Below are 16,480 nucleotides of genomic sequence, written 5' to 3' on the forward strand. Positions count from 1 at the left end.
CCGTCGCGACACCCGGCGGGGGTGTGCTCGGTCCCATGCACGAGACCGGTCTGCAGACCGTCCCCGGCTCCGGCCGGCGGGTCCCCCGCCGCCACCCCGTCGTCATCGGGCACCGCGGCGCCGCCGCGCACCGCCCCGAGCACACCCGCGCCGGCTACGAGCTGGCCGCCGACCTGGGTGCCGACCGCATCGAGCCCGACGTCGTGGTCACGCGCGACGGCGCCCTCGTCGTGCGGCACGAGGTCGAGCTCTCCCTGTCCACCGACGTCGCCACCCGGCCCGAGTTCGCCGGTCGCCGGCGCACGCAGGAGGTGGCCGGCGACGTGTGCACCGGGTGGTTCGTCCAGGACTTCACCCTCGCCGAGGTCCGCACGCTGCGGGCGGTCGAGCGCTGGCCGCACCTGCGCCCGGGGAACACGCTGCACACCGGCGAGGTGCTCACCCTCGCCGAGGTCGTCGAGATCGCCCGCGCCCGCGGCATCGGGGTGCAGGCCGAGCTCAAGGACCCCAGCTGGTCGGCCTCCGTCGGGCTGCCGATGACCGAGCTGGTGGCCGCCGAGGTGGGCACCGCACCCGACGTCGTGCTGCAGAGCTTCGACGCGGCCGGCGTCCGCGAGCTGCGCGACCGGCTCGGGGCCGCGGCCACCCTCGTGCAGCTCATCGGCGACGAGGACGCCGTCGACCCGATGGTCACCCCGGCCGGACTGCGGGAGATCAGCACCTACGCCGGGGGCATCGGGCCCTCCAAGCACCGCATCCTGCTGCGCGACGCGACGGGCACGATGGTGGGCGTCTCCGACCTGGTGGCGCAGGCCCACCGCGCCGGGCTCACGGTCGCCCCGTTCACCGTGCGGGCCGAGAACGCGTTCCTGCCCGCCCACCTGCGCCGGGGCACCGACCCGGCCGGTCTGGGCGACGCCGGGACCGAGACCCGCCTGCTGCTGGCCCTGGGGGTCGACGGCGTCATCACCGACAACCCGGAGATCGCCGTCCGCGAGCGCGCCGCCCTGGCCGCCCCCGCCCTGGCCCCCGTCCGCCCCCGGGAATAGCACCCGGGCATCGATGCCCCGCACGCCGACATCGGGGTTCGCGGGGTCATCCCGGGGCTGTGAAGGCCGCCAACCCCGTTCTCGGCGTGCGGGATCGTGGACTCAGACGTGGAGAAGGGCCCGGACGCGGGCGACCAGGGCCTCCGGGCGGTGCAGGTCGGCCGCCGTCACGTGCAGCACTCGCCACCCGGCGGCCTGGAGTGCGTTGAGGCGCCGACGATCCCGGGCGAACTGGCCGGGCTCGCCGTGCCACGCCCCGTCGTACTCGACCGCCACGCGCTGCCTCGGGAAGGCGAGGTCGACCCGGGCCACGAAGCCACCCCGCCCGTCGACGACGACGTGCTGGCTCTCCGGTCGCAGCCCGGCCCGCCACAGCACCACCCTGAGCCGGGACTCCTGCGGCGACTCCGCCCGGCGGTCGGCCCAGGTGACGGCCGTACGGGCGTCACGGCTCCCCCGCCCGGACGAGCTCAGCTACGGGTTGTCCACAGGGCAGAGACCATCGAGAACGGGGTCCGCGGGGTGATGGTCCGACCCGAGAGCCCTCGAACCCCGTTCTCGACGCGCAGCGGCCCCGGCTCAGTCCAGCAGGTCGTGGATGAGGACGTTCTCGTCGCGGCCGGGGCCGACGCCGATGACACTGATCCGGGCGCCCGAGAGCTCCTCCAGCCGCTTGACGTAGGCCTGGGCGGCGGCGGGCAGCTCGTCGAAGGTGCGGCAGTGCGTGATGTCCTCGAACCAGCCCGGCATCTCCTCGTACACCGGGGTGGCGTGGTGGAAGTCGGTCTGGGTCATGGGCATCTCGTCGTGCCGCACGCCGTCGACCTCGTAGGCGACGCAGATCGGCACCGTCTCCAGGCCCGAGAGCACGTCGAGCTTGGTGAGGAAGTAGTCGGTGATGCCGTTGACCCGGGAGGCGTAGCGGGCGATGACGGCGTCGAACCAGCCGCAGCGCCGGTCGCGGCCGGTGGTCACGCCGACCTCGCCGCCCTGCTTGCGCAGGTACTCGCCGTTGCTGTCGAACAGCTCCGTCGGGAACGGGCCCGAGCCCACGCGGGTGGTGTAGGCCTTGAGGATGCCGACCACCCGCTCGATGCGGGTGGGCCCGATGCCCGAGCCGGCCGAGGCACCACCGGCGGTCGGGTTGCTCGAGGTCACGAACGGGTACGTGCCGTGGTCGACGTCCAGCAGCGTGCCCTGGGAGCCCTCGAGCAGCACCCACTCGTCGCGGTCGAGGGCGTTGCCCAGCAGCAGCCGGGTGTCGGCGATGCGGTGCTTGAGCACCTCGGCGTACCCCGCGTACTCCTCGACGACCTCGTCGACGTCGATGGCCTTGCGGTTGTAGACCTTGACCAGGATCTGGTTCTTCTCCCGCAGCACCGCCTCGAGCTTCTGCCGCAGGATGCCGAGGTCGAGGAGGTCCTGCGCGCGGATGCCGACGCGGGCCACCTTGTCCCCGTACGCCGGCCCGATGCCGCGCCCCGTCGTCCCGATCTTGCTCTTGCCGAGGAACCGCTCGGTGACCCGGTCCAGGGCCCGGTGGTGCGGCATGATCAGGTGCGCGTCGCCGGAGATGACCAGGCGCGAGGTGTCGACGCCGCGCTCCTCGAGACCGGCGAGCTCGCCGATGAGCACCTGCGGGTCGACCACGACGCCGTTGCCGATCACTGGCGTGCAGCCCGGGGTGAGGATTCCCGACGGGATCAGGTGGAGGGCGTACTTCTCGCCGTCCGGCGTGATCACCGTGTGCCCGGCGTTGTTGCCGCCCTGGTAGCGGACGACGTAGGGCACCCGCCCGCCCAGGATGTCGGTGGCCTTCCCCTTGCCCTCGTCGCCCCACTGGGCGCCGATCAGCACGACTGCCGGCATCGGGTGGATCTCCTTGCTCGAGCGGGCCCCGGTGACTCCCGGCTGGCAGGTGGCAGGGTAGCGCTGTGGACGTCGTCCGGTTCGACCTGCGGGGGCTGGCCCCCGGTCAGGGCCCCTCGCGCCGGCACGTCGCGTCCGTCGTCGACGCCGTGGACGCGACCGTCGTGGTGCAGGGCCCGGTGCAGGCGCTGGCCGCCGTCCTGGCCCGGTTGTGGAAGAGCGACCGGCTGCCCGTGGTGACCGTCGGCTGGGAGCCGGTCGACGGCGATGCCGCCTGCCGCGGGCTGGCCCGCGACCTCGGTCTGGGCACCGGTTCGGTCCGCGAGCTGCCGCTGGTGCGCGACGACCACGGCGGGGTGCTCCTGCACCACGGCCGCATCGAGGCGGCCGGCGGCGGGGGGCTGCGCCGCCGGTTCGGCGCCCAGGCCCACCACGACAGCACGAAGGTCTGCGACGGCCCGGTCACCCGCATCGAGGTGCGCCCCCGGTGGGACGTCGTCGACCAGGTCTCGGTCACCGTCGTCACCGTGCCGCTGCGCCCGGCCCGGCGGACGACCGGCCGCGCGCTGCAGGTGGCCAGCGACCCGGTCCGGGTGCTGCGCGACGGGGTGCCGGTCGACCGCGACGTGCAGCGCTGGACCTGGTACGCCGACGACCGGGTGCGTTGGCGCCTGCAGCCCTGACCGGTCCCCCGGGCGGGTGAGGGCGGCTCCAGCCGCGGGCCCCGCCGACCGAAGGACCGGTGAAGCCCTCGTCCCGCCGGAAGGTCGTCCCGTGCCCCGCTGCGCCAGCTGTCTCTGCTCCACCCCGCCGACGGCGTGCGCCGCGCGGCGGGTGCTGCTGTCGTCGCGGGTGGCCCACAGCCTCGCCACGATCCGGTCGGTGGCCCGCCGGCGCGGGACCCCGATGACGTCGCCGGCCCCGGGACTGCTCGAGGCCGAGGGCCCCGACCTGGAGGTCCTGGTCACCGAGGCCGCCGGCGCGCTCTCCTCCGTCGAGGCCGCCGAGGTGCGCTGCCTGCTCACCGGCGCCACCGGGACCGGCCCGGACCTGCTGGCGCAGGCGCTGGGCGCCCCGAGCCTGGCCGCCGCGGCCGCCCGGCTCCGGCACGCCGACCTGGTGCCCCTGTTCGCCGACGAGACCGCCCGCTTCCACGCCGAGTACCAGCGCATCGTGCGGCTGGACGACGGCGGCACCGTGGGCCACGAGGCACTGCTGCGGGCGACCACCGTCGACGGCGACCGGGTCATGCCCGACCAGCTGTTCCCCGCCGCCGACGAGGCCGGGTGGACGCACGTGCTGGACCGGGTCGGGCGCACCACCGCGATCCGGGACGCCGGCCCCTGGCTGGCCGACGACCTGCTGTTCATCAACTTCGTGCCCACCTCGATCTACCGCCCCGAGGTGTGCCTGCAGACCACCGAGCGCGCGGCCACCGAGGCCGGGCTGCGCATGGACCAGCTGGTCTTCGAGGTCACCGAGGGCCACGTGATCGAGGACGTCGACCACCTCGACCGCGTCTTCGCCCACTACCGCGGACGCGGGTGCCGGGTGGCGCTGGACGACCTGGGTTCCGGGTGGTCGTCGCTGGCGCTCCTGGTGCGCCTGCAGCCCGACATCGTCAAGCTGGAGCGGGCCATCGTGCAGGCCCTGCCCGCCCCGGCGGCCGTCGCCGTGGTCACCGCCGTCGTGGACATCACCCACTCCTACGGCGGGCTGGTGCTCGCCGAGGGCGTGGAGACCGAGACCCAGGCGCAGGTGGCCCGGGAGCTGGGCGCCGACCTCGGTCAGGGCTGGCTGTGGGGCCGCCCCGAGCGCCGCACCACGGCCCCGTCCGCGGATGCCGGGCGCGCGCTGCCCGGCGCCGTCCCTGACCCGTCGTGGCCCGACGCCGCCGTGGCGCTGGACCCCCGCGAGGGTGCCGTCGGGGCCGTCGTCCCCCCGGCCGAGCCGGAGCTGCTCGCCCGCGCGGTCGACCTGACCGGCAGCTCGGTCGTCGTCGTGGACGCCCTCGCCCCCGACATGCCGATCGTCTACGTCAACGGCTCGTTCACCAGCACGACCGGCTACCCGGCGGCCGAGGCCGTGGGCCGCAACTGCCGCTTCCTGCAGGGCCCGGGCACCGACCGCGCCGCGCTGTCCGACCTCGCCGAGGCGCTGCGCCGCGGCCAGCCGCACCACACCACGCTGCTGAACGTCCGCCGGGACGGCACCACCTGGTGGAACGAGCTGCACCTCTCGCCGCTCCGCAACGCCGAGGGCGTGGTCACCCACTACGTGGGCTTCCAGCACGACGTCACCGAGCGGGTCACCGCCGAGCTGGCGCTGCGGGAGCGCGTCGGCACCGACGTGCTCACCGGGGCGCTGAACCGGGACGCCCTGCTGACCGAGCTCGACCGGCAGGTGCGGGCCCCCGGCCCCGGACCGGTGGTGCTCTTCGTCGACCTCGACGGCTTCAAGCGGGTGAACGACCGCTTCGGGCACACCGTGGGCGACACCGCGCTGCGCGTCGTCGCCGACCGGCTGCACACGGTGGTGCGTGCCGGGGACCTGCTCGCCCGGCTGGGCGGCGACGAGTTCGTGCTGGTGCTCACCGACCTGGAGACGGGCCCGGACGACGGGCCCGCGTCCGCGCTGGCCGGCGCCCTGGCCGCCGCGCACCGGGTGGCCGCCGACGTCGAGCGCGTCCTGGCCGCGCCGGTCGAGCTGCCCGGTGGTCCGGTGCTGGTCGGCGCCTCGGTGGGGGTCGCCGTCCACCCGGCCGACGGGGAGACGCCCGCCGAGCTGCTGCGCGCCGCCGACGTCGCGATGTACCGGGCGAAGGCCCGCCGGGCCCGGACCGCGGCCGCGGCGGCAGCTGCGGCAGCGGACTAGCGGGGCGGGGGCCGGACGGCGCCCTCGGCCGCCTCGGTGACCAGCAGCGGGACCGGTGGTGCGGCCGTGGCCGCCCCGGCGGCCCGCAGCGCGGCCCGCCCCGGGCCGACCAGCACCACGCCGAGCAGGAGGCCGACGCCGCCCAGCACCAGGATGGGCACCCCGCCGCGCAGGGCGTCCCCGCTGACCAGCGCGAGCACGGTCGGGACGACGAACCCGGCGTACACCGGCAGGTAGAAGGCGCTGAGCAGGGCCCCGCGGCGGTCCGGCGGGGCGACCCGGTCGCAGACGGCCACGCCGGAGGTCATGCCCAACCCCTCCCCCAGCCCGATGAGCAGGCAGGCCGGCAGCACCCACGGCCACCCGCCCGGCTGCACCGCGAGGTAGCCCAGCCCGCAGCCCGCCGCGGCCAGCGCCGCCGCCAGCGGACCGGCCCGCACCGGCCCGAGCCGCGTGGCCAGCGGGGTGACCAGCGCCGCGCTCCCCTGCACGAGCAGCGCCGAGACGCCGACGAGGGCGAACACCGCACCGAACCCGGCCCCCGCCACCAGCAGCGGGAACACCGTCAGGGACAGCACCGCGTAGGTGTAGACGGTGAGCCCCACCGGCAGCAGGTAGGCCCAGAAGGCCCGGCGGGCGACCCGCGGCACCCCCAGCGCCAACCGGCCCGGGCGTCGTCCGGTGACGGTCTCGGGCACGCCGCGCAGCCCGACCAGGCCGGCGAGCAGCAGCGCCGCCGCCGGCAGCAGGGACACCAACTGGGGGTCCGGTCCCCACTGCACCAGCACCCCGGCCACCAGCGGCCCGGCCGCGAACCCGGCGGCCATGGCGGCGCTGGCCACCGCCGCGGCGCGGCGCACCCGCCCCGGGGCGGCGGCGTCGTCCCCGCCCGAGAGCTCGCGCAGCCAGACGGTGCCGACGGTGAAGACGGCCCCGCTGGCCAGGCCCTGGGCGATGCGCCCGACCACCAGGAACCCGACGCCGCCGACGTCGGCGGCGACCAGCACCAGGGTGCAGGCGAGGGCGGCCAGCACGCCGCCGACGACGACCCGTCGTCGCCCGTCGCGGTCCGACAACGGGCCGGCCAGCAGCAGGGAGGGCACCAGGCCCACGGCGTAGGCGGCGAAGAAGAGGGTGAGGGTCAGCGCGCCGAGGTCGAGGGTGTCGGTGTAGCGCAGCAGGAGCGGGGACGGCGCCTGCGTGCTGACCGCCGTGGCGAACAGCGCGAGCAGCAGCCGGCGACGCTGCCGGGTGGGGTGCACGGGGGAACCGTAGGCCGCCGGCCGGCCCGCGTGGGGGACACTGGAGGTCCGCGCACCCGAGGAGGCCTCCCTGCCGAGCTCCGCCGCCCCACCGGTCTTCGGGGTGCCCGCACGCCGCCCGCCCTCCCGCGGGCGCCGCCTGCTGACCCGGCCCAGCACCCCCGCCCTGGCCGGGGTGCTCGTGGCCCTGGTGGTGTTCGGCGCACAGGCCCCCCGGTTGCTGGGTGCCGCCGGGTGGGCGTCGCTGCTCGACGCCGCCGCACTGGTGGGCATCGGGGCCGTGGCCGTCACGCTGCTGCTGGTGGCCGGCCAGTTCGACGTGTCCATCGGGGTGCTCTCGGTCGCCAGCAGCGTCACCGCGGCCCTGCTGGTGACCGAGGCCGGCTGGGGGGTGTGGCCGGCCCTGGCCGCCTCCCTCGTCGGCGCACTGCTGGTGGGTGCGGTCAACGGCGCGCTGGTGGTGCTCACGGGGCTGCCCAGCTTCCTGGTCACCCTGGGCACGTTCCTCGTGCTGCAGGGCGGCACGCTGGTCGTGGCGCAGACGGTGGCCGGCCGCTCCCTGGTCGACGGGCTCGAGGCGGCCACCGGCTGGTCGTCGGCCGAGGCGGTCTTCGGGTCGGTCCTGGTGCTCGGCGACGGCCGGTTCCGGGTCGCCGTCGTGTGGTGGGTGGCCGCGGTCGTGCTGGCCGGGTGGCTGCTGCGCCGCACCCGCTTCGGCAACGCCGTCTACGCCCTGGGCGGCTCGCGCCGGGCCGCCCGCGAGCTGGGTGTGCCCACCGCCTGGACGACGGTGGCGCTGTACCTGGTCACCGCCACGGCGGCCTGGCTGCTGGGCACGCTGGCCCTGGTGCGCCAGGGCGGGGTACCGGTGGCCCCGGGCTTCGGCGACGAGATCGAGTACCTGGTGGTGGCCCTCATCGGCGGCTGCCTGCTCGGCGGCGGGTACGGCTCGGCGGTGGGCGCCGCGGCCGGCGCGCTGCTCTACGGCGTGGTGCGCACCGGCATCGGCCTCGCCGGCTGGTCGCCGGCCACGTTCCAGGTGGTGCTGGGCGTGCTGCTGGTGGTGGCCCTGCTCGCCAACGGCATCGCCCGCCGCCGGCTGATCGCGGTGCCGCGGTCGTGAGCGAGCAGCCGGCACTGCCGTTCCCCGAGCCCGCGGGCGGGCCGGTCCTGCCCCCGGTGGCCGCTGAGCCCGTGCTGGAGCTGCGCGGGGTGACCGTGCGCCACGGCAGCGTGCCGGCGCTCGACCGGGTCTCGCTGCGGCTGCGGCCGGGGACGGTCACCTGCGTGCTCGGGGAGAACGGCGCGGGCAAGTCGACGCTGGTGCAGGTGGTGTCCGGTGTGCGCCGGCACGACGAGGGCGAGCTGCTGGTGGAGGGGCGGCCGGTGCGGTTCCGGCGCCCCCGGCAGGCGCGGTCGCGCGGCATCGCCACCATCTGGCAGGACCTGGCCGTCATCCCGCTCATGACGGTGTGGCGCAACTTCTGGCTCGGCGACGAGCCGACCCGCGGGGTGTGGCCGGTGCGGCGCATCGACCTCGACGTCGCCCGCGAGGGTGCGGCGCGGGCGCTGGCCCGGGTGGGCCTGCCCGGGATCAACGTCAACCAGCCCGCCGCCGCCCTCCCCCCGGGCCAGCGGCACAGCCTCGCGGTGGCCCGCGCGCTGCACTTCGGCGCCCGGGTGCTGGTGGTCGACGAACCGGCCGCCCCGCTCACCGTCGCCCAGCACGCCCTCGTGCTGCGCACGGTGGTCGCCGCCCGCGACGCCGGGCTCGGGGTGCTCTACGTGACCTCGCTCCCCGGCTACGCGCACCTGGTCGGCGACCGGTTCCTGCTGCTGGCCGGCGGCCGGGTGGCCGCCGACCTGACCCGCGACGACGTCGACGTCGACGGGCTCACCCGGCTGATGAGCGGTGGCGAGGCCCTCGCCACCCTCACCGCCGAGCTGCGCCGCCCCCCGCCGTCCTAGCTCCCGTTCGTGGCGATCGCCAGCCAGGTGTCGACGACGGTGTCGGGGTTGAGCGACATCGACTCGATGCCCTGCTCGACCAGCCACTGGGCGAGCTCGGGGTGGTCGGAGGGGCCCTGGCCGCAGATGCCGACGTACTTGCCGCGCTCGGTGCACGCCCGGATGGCCATCTCGAGGACCTTGAGGACGGCGGGGTTGCGCTCGTCGAAGGTGGCCGCGACCAGGGCCGAGTCGCGGTCCAGGCCGAGCACCAGCTGGGTCATGTCGTTGGAGCCGATGGAGAAGCCGTCGACGTGGTCGAGGAACTGGTCGGCCAGCAGGGCGTTGGAGGGCAGCTCGCACATCATGACCACCGACAGGTCGTCCTTGCCCCGCTCCAGCCCGTGGGAGGCCAGCAGGTCCACCACGCCCTCGATCTCGGCGACGGTCCGCACGAACGGGATCATGATCTTGACGTTGGTGAGGCCCATCTCCTCGCGCACGTACCGCAGCGCCTCGCACTCCATGGCGAAGCACTCCGCGAAGTCCGCCGACAGGTACCGGGAGGCGCCCCGGTAGCCGATCATCGGGTTCTCCTCGTCGGGCTCGTAGGCCTCCCCGCCGAGCAGGTTGGCGTACTCGTTGGACTTGAAGTCGCTCATCCGCACGATGACCGGCTCGGGCGCGAACGCCGCGGCGATCATCGAGATCCCCTCGGCGACCCGCTGCACGAAGTAGTCCCGCGGGCTGGGGTAGGCCGCGATCTGCTCGGCGACCTGCTCCTTCAGCCGGCCCTCGAGGGTGTCGAAGTCCAGCAGCGCGCGGGGGTGGATGCCGATCTGGCGGTTGATGATGAACTCCAGCCGCGCCAGCCCGACGCCCTTGTGCGGCAGCCGGGAGAAGGCGAAGGCCTGCTCCGGCGTCCCCACGTTCATCATGATCTTGGTGGGGATGTCGGGCATCTCGTCGAGCTTGGTCTCGCTGACGTCGAAGTCGACCAGGCCCTCGTACACGTTGCCGACGTCCCCCTCGGCGCAGGAGACGGTGACCTCCTGCCCGTCGCGGAGGGTGCGGGTCGCGTCGCCGGTGCCCACGACGGCGGGGATGCCCAGCTCGCGGGCGATGATCGCGGCGTGGCAGGTGCGGCCGCCGCGGTTGGTGACGATGGCCGAGGCGCGCTTCATGATCGGCTCCCAGTCGGGGTCGGTCATGTCGGCGACCAGCACGTCACCGCGGGAGAAGTCGGCCATCTGGTCGATGTCGGAGAGCACCTTGACCGCGCCGGCGCCGATCTTCTGCCCGATCGCCCGGCCCTCCACGACCACCGTCCCGCTGCCGGTCAGCCGGTAGCGCTCCAGCGTCGAGCCGGCCCGGGACACCACGGTCTCCGGGCGGGCCTGCAGCACGTACAGCCCGCCGTCGCGGCCGTCCTTGCCCCACTCGATGTCCATCGGGCGGCCGTAGTGCTCCTCGATGGTCACCGCGTACCGGGCCAGGGTGAGCACGTCGTCGTCGGTGAGGGACAGCAGCCGGCGGTCGGCGTCCTCGACGTCGACGAACTCCGTCGTCCGGCCGACGGTGGCGTCGTCGGTGTAGACCATCTTGGTCGCCTTCGCACCGACCCCGCGCTTGAGGATCGCGGCCTTCCCGGCCGCCAGCGCGGGCTTGTAGACGTAGAACTCATCGGGGTTCACCGCGCCCTGCACCACGCCCTCGCCCAGGCCGAACGCGCTGGTGATGAAGACGGCGTCGGGGAAGCCGGACTCGGTGTCCATGGTGAACATGACGCCGCTGGAGCCGATGTCCGAGCGGACCATCCGCTGCACACCGGCGCTCAGCGCCACCGCGTCGTGGGCGAAGCCGTGGTGCACCCGGTAGGCGATCGCCCGGTCGTTGTACAGGCTGGCGTACACCTCGCGGATCGCGGTCAGCACCGCGTCGATGCCGCGCACGTTGAGGAACGTCTCCTGCTGACCGGCGAAGCTCGCGTCGGGCAGGTCCTCGGCGGTGGCGCTGGAGCGCACGGCGAAGCTCAGCTCGTCGTCGGAACCCACGAGCTTCTCGTAGGCGCTGCGGATGTCGGCCTCCAGCGCCTGCGGGAAGGGCTGCGCGACGACCCAGCCGCGGATCTCCCGACCCGCCGCCGACAGCGCCCGCACGTCGTCGACGTCGAGGGAGGCCAACTCGGCGCTGATCCGCTCCGCCAACCCGGTGTCCCCCAGGAACGACCGGTACGCCGACGACGTCGTCGCGAACCCGTCGGGCACCTTGACCCCGGCCTCGGCCAGGTGGGAGATCATCTCCCCCAACGAGGAGTTCTTGCCCCCCACCTCCTCCAGGTCACCCATGCCCAGATCGGCGAACCAGCGGACGTTCTCGGTGCTCATCGGGTTCCTCTCCTCGGGCTGGCCGAGCGGCGCAGCCGGGTCAGTGTCTGCAGGACGACCGCGGCGATCTCCTCGACCGACGCCGCCGAGGTGTCCACGGTCGGGAGGCGGTGCCGGTCGTACATCGCGGTGGCCTGGCGCAGCTCGTAGCGGCACTGCTCCTCCGAGGCGTAGCGGGAGTTCGCCCGCCGCTCCTGCCGCACCCGGCTGAGCCGGGTCACGGTGGTGGTGAGGCCGAAGCACTTGTCGGCGTGGTCGCGCACCGGCCGGGGCAGGTCGGTGGTCTCCAGGTCCTCGTCCACCAGCGGGTAGTTCGCCACGAACAGCCCGTGCTGCAGCGCCAGGTACATCGCCGTGGGGGTCTTCCCGCAGCGGGAGGGCGCCAGCAGGATCACGTCGGCCCGCTCGATGGCCCGGAAGGTCTGCCCGTCGTCGTGCTCGATGGCGAACTCCACGGCGGCCATGCGGTCGTTGTACCGCCGGACGTCACCGACCCCGTGCAGCCGCCGCGCCTGGCGGACGCCGGGGGCGCCGAGCAGCTCCTCGACCCGGTCCATGTGCATGCCGAAGAAGTCGATGATCGGGACCTTGCTGGTCAGCAGCACCTCGCGCACCTCGGTGGAGGCGGCCGTGGTGAACGCCAGCGGCATCACCGGTCCCTGCGCGGCCTCGTCGAGCTTGGCCACCACCTCGCGCGCGGTCTCCACGCTGGCGATGAACGGGATGAGCTCGGTCTCGAAGGTCCGGTCGGGGAACTGCAGCAGCAGCGCCCGGCCCATCAGCTCGGCGCTGATCCCCGTGCTGTCGGACAGGAAGAAGACGGGCACGACGGGGTGCTCGTCGCCGGGAGGTGGAGCCGCGCTGCTCACCTCGCGGATCGTGCCATGCGCCCCGCACGCCCGCGGCGTGACCCCGCCCACCCCCTGCCCGGCCCCGCGCCCCGCCGCCCCGCCCCTCCGACTCGCAGAGTCACGCGCTCCAGGGATCCTGTGCGGCTGCAGCGGCACAGGATCCCTGGACGGCGAGGGTCTGCGCGCGGGGGCCGCGCTCAGGCGGTACGGCGGGTGCGGCGGGGCTCGTGGGTGACCGTGAAGCGGCGGGGGCCGGGCAGCGGGTGCGCCAGCATCGCCCGGAGCCGGCCCAGGGCAGCGGCCCATGCGGCGTCGCTGCGCAGGTCCTCGTCGGCCACCCGCCAGAACCGCACGCCGGCGGCCGTGGCGACCTCGGCCCGGCGCTTCTCGTCCCAGTGCTTCTGCTCGGTGGTCGACCCGCCCCACGGGTCGCGGTACTTCACCCGCCCGTCGCACTCCATGACCACCCCGGCCGCGTCCCACCAGCCGTCGGCCTCGATCACCCGGCCGTCGGCCCGGATGGTGACCAGCAGCTCCGGCTCGGCGATGCCCGCCTCGACCAACCGCAGGCGCACCCGGGTCTCCAGGGGCGACTCGACACCGGCCCGGCACAGGTCGGCCACGCACCGCGCGGCGGCCGCTCCGCGCCAGCCCCGCATGCCCTCGACCACGGCGTCGAGCTCGGCCCGGGTGAGGCGGTCGTCCCACCGCGCGGCATCAGCGACGCAGAGCGCGAGCTCGAGGCTCTCCAGCCGGGCGCAGTCGGCCACCGTCCTGGCCATGGTGGTGACCGGCAAGTCCAGGTGGGTGGTCACCGAGCCCGGCGGCAACGGTGCCGTCAGCACCCGCAGACCGGTGCTGCGCAGGCTCTGCTCGGGGTCGAGCACGGTCACGGCGTGGTCGGCCGCGGGGATCGGCAACCCCCAGACGGCGGCCGCGCTCAGCCCGCCGAGCGCCACACCGGGGCGGCCGAGGGTGAGCAGTGCCGCGCTGCAGGCGATGACGTGCCGGCGGCGCCGGGTGCTCGCCGCGGCCAGCACGTCGGCCGCGACGTAGACACCTCGACGCAGGCGCACCCACTCCCCGCGGGCCACCCGGGTACGGATCTCCTGGTCACCGACGCCGGCGCGCACCAGGTCGCGGCGGGTGACGACACCGTGCTGGCGTGCGGCGGCGGCGCGGACGAGGGGGTGCACACTGAGGATGCTCACCCGCCCGCGCACCCGCGCCCAACCCCGTCGTCGCACCTGTGGACAACCGCCGCCGGACCCCCGCCGTCCAGGGATCCTGTGCCCCTGCAGGGCCGGAGAATCCCTCGACGGCCACAGTCTGGCGGCCGGCAGCCCGGCGGCCGGCGGCCGGCGGCCGGCGCGGCGGCGGCTACGGGGCGAGGGTGGGGTCGCAGTCCCTCAGCAGCTCCGTCAGGCGCTGGGTCTCGGCGGTCTCGCCGATGGCCTCGCTCGCCTTGGCCAGCTCGGTCACGCAGCGCAGGAAGCCCCGGTTGGGCTCGTGGCGCCACGGCACCGGGCCGTAGCCCTTCCAGCCGTTGCGGCGCAGCGCGTCCAGGCCTCGGTGGTAGCCCGTGCGGCCGTAGGCGTAGGCCTCGATGACCCGCCCGCCGGCCAGGGCGTCCTCGGCCAGCGCGGCCCACGCGGCGCTGACGGTCGGGTGCGCCGCGGCCACCTCGGCCGGCGGCGTGCCCCCGGCCAGGGCGGCGTCGGCCTCGGGGTTGGCCGGCAGCAGGGTCTCCGGCGGCGGGCCCAGCAGGTCGCGGTGGGCGTGCGTCACTTCGCGGTCCCCGCCGACAGCAGGTCCTCGCAGGCCTGGGTGACGCGGGCGGCCATGTTCGTCTCGGCCAGCTTCATGTAGGTGCGCGGGTCGTAGGTCTTCTTGTTGCCGACCTCGCCGTCGACCTTCAGGACGCCGTCGTAGTTGCTGAACATGTGGCCGGCGATGGGCCGGGTGAAGGCGTACTGGGTGTCGGTGTCGACGTTCATCTTCACCGTGCCGTAGGACAGCGCCTCGCGGATCTCCTCCTGCGAGGAGCCCGAGCCGCCGTGGAACACGAAGTTGAACGGCTTGGACCCGGCGTCCAGGCCCAGCTCGGAGACGACGACCTCCTGGCCCTCCTTGAGCACCTCGGGGCGCAGCTTGACGTTGCCGGGCTTGTAGACGCCGTGCACGTTGCCGAAGGTCGCGGCCAGCAGGTAGATGCCCTTCTCGCCCAGGCCCAGGGTCTTCGCGGTCTGCACGAAGTCGCCGGGGGCGGTGTAGAGCTTGTCGTTGATGTCGTGGGAGACGCCGTCCTCCTCGCCGCCGACGACGCCGATCTCCAGCTCCAGCACGATCTTGGCCGCGGCGGTCTTCTCGATCAGCTCCGCGGCGATCGACAGGTTCTCGTCCAGGTCGATGGCCGACCCGTCCCACATGTGCGACTGGAACAGCGGGTTGCCGCCCTTGTCCACCCGCTCCTGCGAGAGCGCGATCAGCGGGCGGACGTAGCTGTCCAGCTTGTCCTTGGGGCAGTGGTCGGTGTGCAGCGCGACGTTGACCGGGTAGTGCTGCGCGGCCACGTGGGTGTACTCGGCCAGCGCGGTGGCGCCGACGACCATGTCCTTGACCCGGGTGCCGGAGATGAACTCCGCGCCGCCGGTGGAGAACTGGATGATGCCGTCGGACCCGGCGTCGGCGAACCCGCGCAGCGCGGCGTTGACCGTCTCCGACGAGGTGCAGTTGATGGCCGGGTAGGCGAAGCCGTTCTCCTTCGCCCGGCTGATCATGTCGGCGTAGACCTCGGGGGTCGCGATGGGCACGGTGACGCTCCGATCGAAGAGAGGACGAACTGCTCGGACGCCAGTATCGCGCTCCCGGCGGGGTCAGCCCCGCTCGGCCCGGCTGACCACCCGCGCGGCCACCGCGACGACGTCGTAGGTCGGGGAGAACGGCGGGGCGTAGGACAGGTCGGACTCCGACAGCTCCTCGGCGGTCATCCGCGCCCAGATCGCGGTCGCCAGCACGTCGACGCGCTTGCCCGCCCCCTGCCCGCCGACGACCTGGCCGCCCAGCAGCCGGCCCGACCCGGCCTCGGTGATGAGCTTGACCGCGACGTCCTCCGCGCCCGGGTAGTAGCCCGCGCGCGTGGTGCCCTCCACGACGTCGGTGCGGAAGTCGAAGCCGGCCGCCTCGGCCTGGGTGGTGCACAGCCCGGTGCGGCCGATCTCCAGGTCGCCCACCTTCGTCAGCGCCGTCCCCAGGACACCGGCGAACCGGGCCGGGCGACCGGCGATCACCGACCCGGCGACCCGGCCCTGCTTGTTCGCGTGGGTGCCCAGCGCGACGTGTGCCGGCTCCCCGGTCAGGTGGTGGTAGGTCTGCACGCAGTCGCCGGCGGCGAAGACGTTGTGGTGCGTGCGGCTGCGCATGGTGGCGTCGACGTCGATGCCGCCGGTCACCCCGATGCCGAGCCCGGCCGCCTCGGCCAGCCGGGCCTCGGGGCCCATGCCCAGCCCGAGGACGACGAGGTCGGCGTCGTAGCTGCCCTGGTCGGTGCGCACCCCGCACGCCCGCCCGTCGCCGTCGAGGAGCACTTCCCGCACGGCCTGGTCGGTGTGCACCCCCATGCTCATGGCGCGCATCGCGTCGCAGACCCGCTCAGCCATGTCGGCGTCGAGCAGGCCCATCGGCAGCGGGTCGGCGAGGACGACGTCGACGGTCAGCCCGCGGCGCTGCAGCACCTCGGCCATCTCCAGGCCGATGTAGCCCCCGCCGAGGACGACCGCCCGACCCGGCCGGTCGCGCGGCAGCCCGTCGACCGCGGCCCGGATGCGGGCCCCGTCGTCCAGCCGGTGGACCCCGAAGACGCCCGGTGCACCCAGGCCCTCGATCGGCGGACGGCTGGGCCGACCACCGGTGGCCAGCAGCAGGGTGTCGTAGTCGAAGGTGCGCCCGTCGGCGGCGGTCACCCGGCACGCATCGAGGTCGACGGCCTCCACGCGGGTGCCGGTGTGCACCGTCAGCCCCCGGCTGCGGTGCTCCTCCGGCGTGCGGGCGACCAGGTCGTCGCGGTCGTGCACGAGGTCCCCGACCCAGTACGGGATGCCGCAGGCGGAGAACGAGGTGTCCTCGCCCTGCTCCAGGACGACGACCTCCAGCTCGTCCTCGCCGCGGATCCGGCGCGCCTGCGCCGCCGCCGACATGCCCCCCGCGTCGCCCCCGATGACCAGCAGCCGTCGCCTCGACAT

At 74.7% G+C, this 16,480-nt stretch carries 14 protein-coding genes; 5 read left to right on the forward strand and 9 right to left on the reverse strand.

Features of this window, described 5'->3' with window-relative positions; genetic code table 11:
• Window positions 1-35: 35 nt before the first annotated feature.
• Window positions 36-1,049 carry a glycerophosphodiester phosphodiesterase family protein gene (locus TEK04_RS01435; protein ID WP_336402514.1) on the forward strand — a complete coding sequence of 338 codons (1,014 nt, stop codon included), beginning with the start codon at window positions 36-38 and terminating at the stop codon, window positions 1,047-1,049.
• A gap of 102 nt (window positions 1,050-1,151) precedes the next feature.
• On the opposite strand, the gene TEK04_RS01440 is transcribed toward TEK04_RS01435, so the two are convergent.
• Together TEK04_RS01440 and TEK04_RS01445 are read right to left on the reverse strand one after the other, a co-directional pair.
• Window positions 1,152-1,430: an endonuclease domain-containing protein gene (locus TEK04_RS01440; protein ID WP_336402515.1), complete on the reverse strand. Its 279-nt coding sequence runs from the start codon at window positions 1,428-1,430 to the stop codon at window positions 1,152-1,154.
• 198 nt (window positions 1,431-1,628) lie between these two features.
• Entirely contained in the window at window positions 1,629-2,918 is a 1,290-nt protein-coding gene (locus TEK04_RS01445; RefSeq protein ID WP_336402516.1) for an adenylosuccinate synthase, read from the reverse strand.
• 65 nt (window positions 2,919-2,983) lie between these two features.
• Here TEK04_RS01445 and TEK04_RS01450 point away from each other — a divergent pair, with 65 nt between their 5' ends.
• Both TEK04_RS01450 and TEK04_RS01455 read left to right on the forward strand, forming a co-directional pair.
• The gene (locus tag TEK04_RS01450) at window positions 2,984-3,601 is read left to right on the forward strand and encodes a hypothetical protein (protein ID WP_336402517.1); all 618 of its coding nucleotides are present in this window, start codon (window positions 2,984-2,986) and stop codon (window positions 3,599-3,601) included.
• Between the two features lie 91 nt (window positions 3,602-3,692).
• On the forward strand, window positions 3,693-5,792 hold the full coding sequence (locus TEK04_RS01455) for an EAL domain-containing protein (RefSeq protein WP_336402518.1): 2,100 nt from the start codon (window positions 3,693-3,695) through the stop codon (window positions 5,790-5,792).
• Here the strand turns inward: TEK04_RS01455 and TEK04_RS01460 are convergent.
• Window positions 5,789-7,054 (reverse strand): MFS transporter, encoded by a 1,266-nt coding sequence (locus TEK04_RS01460; protein ID WP_336402519.1) that lies wholly within the window; start codon window positions 7,052-7,054, stop codon window positions 5,789-5,791. The genes TEK04_RS01455 and TEK04_RS01460 overlap by 4 nt on opposite strands.
• Before the next feature lie 103 nt (window positions 7,055-7,157).
• Here TEK04_RS01460 and TEK04_RS01465 point away from each other — a divergent pair, with 103 nt between their 5' ends.
• On the forward strand, window positions 7,158-8,177 hold the full coding sequence (locus TEK04_RS01465; RefSeq protein ID WP_336402520.1) for an ABC transporter permease: 1,020 nt from the start codon (window positions 7,158-7,160) through the stop codon (window positions 8,175-8,177).
• Entirely contained in the window at window positions 8,174-9,022 is an 849-nt protein-coding gene (locus TEK04_RS01470) for an ATP-binding cassette domain-containing protein (RefSeq protein WP_336402521.1), read from the forward strand. Before TEK04_RS01465 ends, TEK04_RS01470 begins: the two co-directional genes overlap by 4 nt.
• Here the strand turns inward: TEK04_RS01470 and ppsA are convergent.
• From ppsA to TEK04_RS01500, 6 genes are all read right to left on the reverse strand, one after another.
• Complete coding sequence (gene ppsA, locus TEK04_RS01475) at window positions 9,019-11,388, reverse strand: phosphoenolpyruvate synthase (RefSeq protein WP_336402522.1); 2,370 nt, start codon at window positions 11,386-11,388, stop codon at window positions 9,019-9,021. The genes TEK04_RS01470 and ppsA overlap by 4 nt on opposite strands.
• Window positions 11,385-12,257: a pyruvate, water dikinase regulatory protein gene (locus TEK04_RS01480; protein WP_336402523.1), complete on the reverse strand. Its 873-nt coding sequence runs from the start codon at window positions 12,255-12,257 to the stop codon at window positions 11,385-11,387. The genes ppsA and TEK04_RS01480 overlap by 4 nt, the downstream gene beginning before the upstream one ends.
• A gap of 179 nt (window positions 12,258-12,436) precedes the next feature.
• The gene (locus tag TEK04_RS01485; RefSeq protein WP_336402524.1) at window positions 12,437-13,450 is read right to left on the reverse strand and encodes a type IV toxin-antitoxin system AbiEi family antitoxin domain-containing protein; all 1,014 of its coding nucleotides are present in this window, start codon (window positions 13,448-13,450) and stop codon (window positions 12,437-12,439) included.
• A gap of 169 nt (window positions 13,451-13,619) precedes the next feature.
• Entirely contained in the window at window positions 13,620-14,027 is a 408-nt protein-coding gene (locus TEK04_RS01490) for a DUF3151 domain-containing protein (protein WP_336402525.1), read from the reverse strand.
• Entirely contained in the window at window positions 14,024-15,052 is a 1,029-nt protein-coding gene (gene fbaA / locus TEK04_RS01495; RefSeq protein WP_336402526.1) for a class II fructose-bisphosphate aldolase, read from the reverse strand. Before fbaA ends, TEK04_RS01490 begins: the two co-directional genes overlap by 4 nt.
• A gap of 63 nt (window positions 15,053-15,115) precedes the next feature.
• Window positions 15,116-16,480 (reverse strand): FAD-dependent oxidoreductase, encoded by a 1,365-nt coding sequence (locus TEK04_RS01500; protein WP_336402527.1) that lies wholly within the window; start codon window positions 16,478-16,480, stop codon window positions 15,116-15,118.

Source organism: Klenkia sesuvii (assembly GCF_037083825.1).
Lineage (GTDB): Bacteria > Actinomycetota > Actinomycetes > Mycobacteriales > Geodermatophilaceae > Klenkia > Klenkia sesuvii.